At 73.8% G+C, this 4,776-nt stretch carries 4 protein-coding genes; 2 read left to right on the top strand and 2 right to left on the bottom strand.

Features of this window, described 5'->3' with window-relative positions; genetic code table 11:
• Positions 1-182: 182 nt before the first annotated feature.
• Both RH94_RS23910 and xylB read right to left on the bottom strand, forming a co-directional pair.
• A complete protein-coding gene (locus RH94_RS23910) occupies positions 183-1,394 on the bottom strand; it encodes an ROK family transcriptional regulator (protein ID WP_073949815.1) in 1,212 nt (403 codons plus the stop codon).
• Positions 1,395-1,475: 81 nt separating this feature from the next.
• Positions 1,476-2,921, bottom strand: coding sequence for a xylulokinase (gene xylB, locus RH94_RS23915; RefSeq protein WP_073949817.1), 1,446 nt, complete (start codon positions 2,919-2,921; stop codon positions 1,476-1,478).
• Between the two features lie 114 nt (positions 2,922-3,035).
• Between xylB and xylA the strand changes: the two genes are divergently transcribed.
• Together xylA and RH94_RS23925 are read left to right on the top strand one after the other, a co-directional pair.
• Positions 3,036-4,202, top strand: coding sequence for a xylose isomerase (gene xylA, locus RH94_RS23920; RefSeq protein ID WP_073949819.1), 1,167 nt, complete (start codon positions 3,036-3,038; stop codon positions 4,200-4,202).
• Positions 4,203-4,410: 208 nt separating this feature from the next.
• A complete protein-coding gene (locus RH94_RS23925; RefSeq protein WP_073949820.1) occupies positions 4,411-4,767 on the top strand; it encodes a hypothetical protein in 357 nt (118 codons plus the stop codon).
• Positions 4,768-4,776: the final 9 nt, after the last annotated feature.

Genomic DNA, 4,776 nt, shown 5'->3' on the forward strand with positions numbered 1-4,776 from the left:
CCTGTGGCATGCGCGTCCCTCGTCCACCGGAAGCACTTGCCGCCGACCGGTACGACGGCGGCGCCTCGCGTGAATCACGGTACGGGGATCGCGGGTTGGGCAGAAGAGTGCGACGGGAATCGGTGGACGGCCGGGGAATTGTGGAAAACTCGCCCACTCGAACGGGTGAAACGGGCCTGGAGTCAGGCGCGTTCGTCCACCGCCGCGGGGTCGTCCAGGACACCTCGCACCACCGCGTGCGCGGCACCCAGCAGGGGGCCCTCGGGACCCAGCCGGGAGACGGACACGGGGCAGGCACGCCCCGCGCTCCGGCTCGCCAACTCGGCCTCCAGGGAAGGCAGGAGCCAGGGCGCGAGCCCGGACAGCGCACCGCCCAGCACGACACTGCCGGGGTCGAGCAGATTGACGGCCCCGGTCAGCGCGACGCCCAGCGCCGTGCCGGCGTCGCGCAGGGCCCGCCGTACCTTCTCGTCGCCCGCGGCGGCGCGGGTGGCGAGCAGCCCGACCCGGTCCTCGCCCGGTTCCAGACCGGCTGCCCGCAGCACGGCTTCCTCTCCGGCGTACTGCTCCAGGCAGCCGCGCCCTCCGCACGGGCAGGCGGGCCCCTCCGGGGCGACGGGCACATGTCCCAACTCGCCCGCGAAGCCGCGCGTTCCGCGCAGCAGACGTCCGTCGACGACCACCGCGGCACCGATGCCGATCTCCGCCGACACGTGCAGGAAGTCACGCGGCGTCTCCTCGCCGAGCCAGAGTTCCGCGAGCCCGCCGAAGTTGGCCTCGTTGTCCACGGCCAGGGGGAGGTCGCCCGGCAGCAGAGCACCGAGGTCGGTGTCGTGCCAGCCGAGGTTGGGCGCCCGCACGACCGTACGGCCGTCCCGTGAGACCAGGCCGGGCACGGCCACCGACAGTCCCGCCGCCCACAGGTCCTGCCGCTCCGCCTCGGCGACGACGCGACGTATCAGCGCGGCGAGGTCCTTCGTCACCGGTTCGGGGGAGCGGCCCCGGTTCGTTCCATGGCGCACCGCCCGTGCCCGTACCTGCCCGCGCAGGTCGACCACGCAGGCCGCGAGGTGGTCGACACCGACCTCCGCACCGATCCCGGCGGGACCGCGCCCGCTGACGGCGAGGGCCGAGCCGGGGCGGCCCACCCGGCCGGGCCGCTCGGGACCCAGCTCCTGAAGCAGCCCGGTCCGGATGAGCTCGTCGACGAGGGTCGACACCGCGGCACGGGTCAGTCCGATGCGCGAGGCGACCGCCGCCCGTGACAGCGGTCCCTCGGCGCTGACGGTGTGCATGACCCGGGCGAGGTTGCGGCGGCGCATGCCCTGCTGGGTGTTGTCGGGCAGCGCGCGCCCGGGACCGGCCGGGCGGGCCTGGTGCAGCGGTGCGGTCATGCCTTCGTCGTCCTGGGTCGGTGTCCGTCGTCGGTGCGGTGCGGGCGGTGGCCGCCGGCAGGCGGTCCGCCAGTAGGTCCGTCAGTCGGCCCGGGCGCCCCGCTCCAGCAGTGAAGCCGCATCGGAGAGTACCCCGGAGATCCTGGTCAGGGTCGCCTCGTCCCGTTCCACCGGCTCCAGCACGGGACCGTCGGCCGTCTTCCAGCGGCGGGCGACGGCGGCCGGGTCCTCGCCGGTCAGCAGCCCCGCCGCCTGAGCCGCGGCGCCCAGCGCGACCAGCTCCTTGGCCTCGGGGATCTGGACGGGCCGCCCCGACAGCCGCCGTACGGTCTGTTGCCAGGCCGTGCCCCGGGCGCCGCCGCCGATCAGCAGCAGGGGGGTGGTGCGGTCGGCGTCCTGGTCGAGGACCAGGTCCAGCGCGCCCAGCAGGGCGTGTACGGCGCCGTCATAGGCGGCCTGCAGCAGTTGTCCGGGCGTGGTGTCGTGGCGCAGCCCGTGGAGCAGGCCGGAGGCGTTCGGCAGGTTCGGGGTGCGTTCGCCGTCGAGGTAGGGGAGCAGGGTGACGGTGGTGCCGGGTTCGACGGCCTCGCGGTCCAGGCCCAGCAGGGCGGCCACGCGGTCGACGGCGAGCGTGCAGTTGAGGGTGCAGGCCAGTGGCAGCCAGTCGCCGCGCGCGTCGGCGAAACCCGCCACCGTTCCGGACGGGTCGGCCGGGCGGTGCCGGGACACCGCGTACACCGTGCCGGAGGTGCCGAGGCTCAGTACCGGTGTCCCGGGCCGCAGTCCGAGGCCGAGCGCGGCCGCCGCGTTGTCGCCGGTACCGGGAGCGACCAGGGTGCCCTTGGAGAACGGCAGGTCGTGGCTGTCACGCACGGTCCCGGCCACCTCTCCGGGCCGCACCACACGGGGCAGCAGCGCCGGATCGAGCCCCACGTGGGTGAGGACCTCATCGTCGTACGCCTCGGTCGTGGACGCCCACCAGCCCGTGCCCGAGGCGTCCCCCCGGTCGGTCGTGCCCAGGCCGGTCAGGCGTTCGGTGAGGTAGTCGTGGGGCAGGCGCACCGCCGCCGTCGACCGGACCGCCTCCGGTTCGTGCTCGGCCAGCCAGGTCCACTTGGTGACGGTGAAGGAGGCGCCGGGCACGCTGCCGGTCCGCTCCGCCCAGGTCTTCGGACCACCCAGCTGCTCGACGAGGCGGCGGGCCTGCGGGGCCGAGCGCACGTCGTTCCACAGCAGGGCCGGCCGTACCGGGTCGCCCTGGGCATCCAGGGCGACCAGTCCGTGCTGCTGGCCGGCGACCGACACGGCGGCGGCCTCGTGCGCCGCCTCCCCGCACTGGCGCAGGGCCGCGCACAGGGCGTCCCACCACTGGCGCGGGTCGCTCTCGCGGCCGGTCCCGGAGGAGACGGTGTGCGGCGCCTGGCCACTCGCCACGACCCGCCCGGTGGCCGCGTCGACGACAAGCACCTTGGTGGACTGCGTGGACGAGTCCACACCGACGACGAGCGGACCCTCGGCTGCTGACATCGCCCTCTCCTTCTTTTCGGCCCGGGCCTTCCTGTGCCTTCCCAGGGAGACACAGGCATACTAATTTGTAAACCGCCATGACGAAATAGTCGCAAGCGAGCAAGGAGCCGCGGCATGAGCTACCAGCCCACCCCCGAGGACAGGTTCACCTTCGGCCTGTGGACCGTCGGCTGGCAGGGACGGGACCCCTTCGGCGACGCCACCCGCCGCGCCCTCGACCCGGTCGAGACGGTGCAGCGCCTGGCCGGACTCGGCGCCCACGGAGTGACCTTCCACGACGACGACCTGATCCCCTTCGGGTCCTCCGACACCGAGCGCGAGTCGCACATCAAGCGTTTCCGGCAGGCGCTCGACGCGACCGGCATGACCGTGCCGATGGCCACCACCAACCTCTTCACCCACCCCGTCTTCAAGGACGGCGCGTTCACCGCCAACGACCGCGACGTGCGCCGCTACGCGCTGCGCAAGACGATCCGCAACATCGACCTTGCGGCCGAGCTGGGCGCGAAGACGTACGTGGCCTGGGGCGGCCGCGAGGGCGCCGAGTCCGGCGCCGCCAAGGACGTGCGCGCCGCACTCGACCGCATGAAGGAGGCCTTCGACCTCCTCGGCGAGTACGTCACCTCCCAGGGCTACGACCTCCGCTTCGCCATTGAGCCCAAGCCGAACGAGCCGCGCGGCGACATCCTGCTGCCCACCGTCGGCCACGCGCTCGCGTTCATCGAGCGCCTGGAGCGTCCGGAGCTGTACGGCGTGAACCCCGAGGTCGGCCACGAGCAGATGGCCGGGCTCAACTTCCCGCACGGCATCGCCCAGGCCCTGTGGGCGGGCAAGCTCTTCCACATCGACCTCAACGGCCAGTCCGGCATCAAGTACGACCAGGACCTTCGCTTCGGCGCCGGTGACCTGCGCGCCGCCTTCTGGCTCGTCGACCTGCTGGAGAGCGCCGGCTACGACGGACCGCGCCACTTCGACTTCAAGCCGCCGCGGACCGAGGACCTGGACGGCGTGTGGGCGTCGGCCGCCGGCTGCATGCGCAACTACCTCATCCTCAAGGAGCGTTCGTCCGCCTTCCGCGCCGACCCGGAGGTCCAGGAGGCCCTGCGCGCCTCCCGGCTGGACCAGCTGGCGCAGCCCACGGCGGCGGACGGCCTGCAGGAACTGCTCGCGGACCGCTCGGCCTTCGAGGAGTTCGACGTGGAGGCGGCAGCCGCGCGCGGGATGGCCTTCGAGCGGCTCGACCAGCTGGCGATGGACCACCTGCTGGGGGCACGCGGCTGACACCGCGGACATCCGGTCCGGGGCACGCGCGCGTGTGCGTGCCCCGGGCGCGGGCGCGCGCGTGCCCGTTCCGGGCGGTGCCTGTGGGAACCGCTGATGCCCGGTCTCCGTGCGGAATGCCGCGGAACCGTGCGGTCCATGCCATGGGTCCGTACCGACTGCCGCGCGCGGACCGCGTGTTGTCCGGTGCCCGGCGACGATGGGCGGTATGGCCATTCCCCCCGTACCGCCTCGTCCGCCCGCGCCACCCAGGCGCAGGAACCCGCTCTTCGTCCTCCTCACCGTGCTCGTGGCCGCCGGTGCGGTCGCCGTGGTACTGGTGCTGGCCTTCTCGGGAAGCGGCTCACGGGACGGCGGACCGCCCGCGGACAGCAGCCCGAGCACGAGCCCCTCTCCCCGCCCCATCCCGAGCCTGCCCACCGAACCGCCGAGCCGGCTGCCGAGCTTCCTGCCGTCCGGCCTCCCCAGCTCACTGCCCTCGGGCTTCCCGAGCAGCCTGCCGGACGACATCCCGAGCGGCCTGCGATCGCTGCTCCCCTCCCTGGACGGCGACGGGCTGCCGTGACGGCGGGCC

Origin of the sequence: Streptomyces kebangsaanensis (assembly GCF_001906585.1) — a bacterium.
In the GTDB taxonomy this organism is placed as follows: domain Bacteria; phylum Actinomycetota; class Actinomycetes; order Streptomycetales; family Streptomycetaceae; genus Streptomyces; species Streptomyces kebangsaanensis.

Excerpts from the sequence above, each read along its gene's own strand:
- RH94_RS23925 (WP_073949820.1), top strand. The coding sequence starts at position 4,411 with ATGGCCATTCCCCCCGTACCGCCTCGTCCGCCCGCGCCACCCAGGCGC.
- RH94_RS23910 (WP_073949815.1), bottom strand. The coding sequence starts at position 1,394 with ATGACCGCACCGCTGCACCAGGCCCGCCCGGCCGGTCCCGGGCGCGCG.
- xylB (WP_073949817.1), bottom strand. The coding sequence starts at position 2,921 with ATGTCAGCAGCCGAGGGTCCGCTCGTCGTCGGTGTGGACTCGTCCACG.
- xylA (WP_073949819.1), top strand. The coding sequence starts at position 3,036 with ATGAGCTACCAGCCCACCCCCGAGGACAGGTTCACCTTCGGCCTGTGG.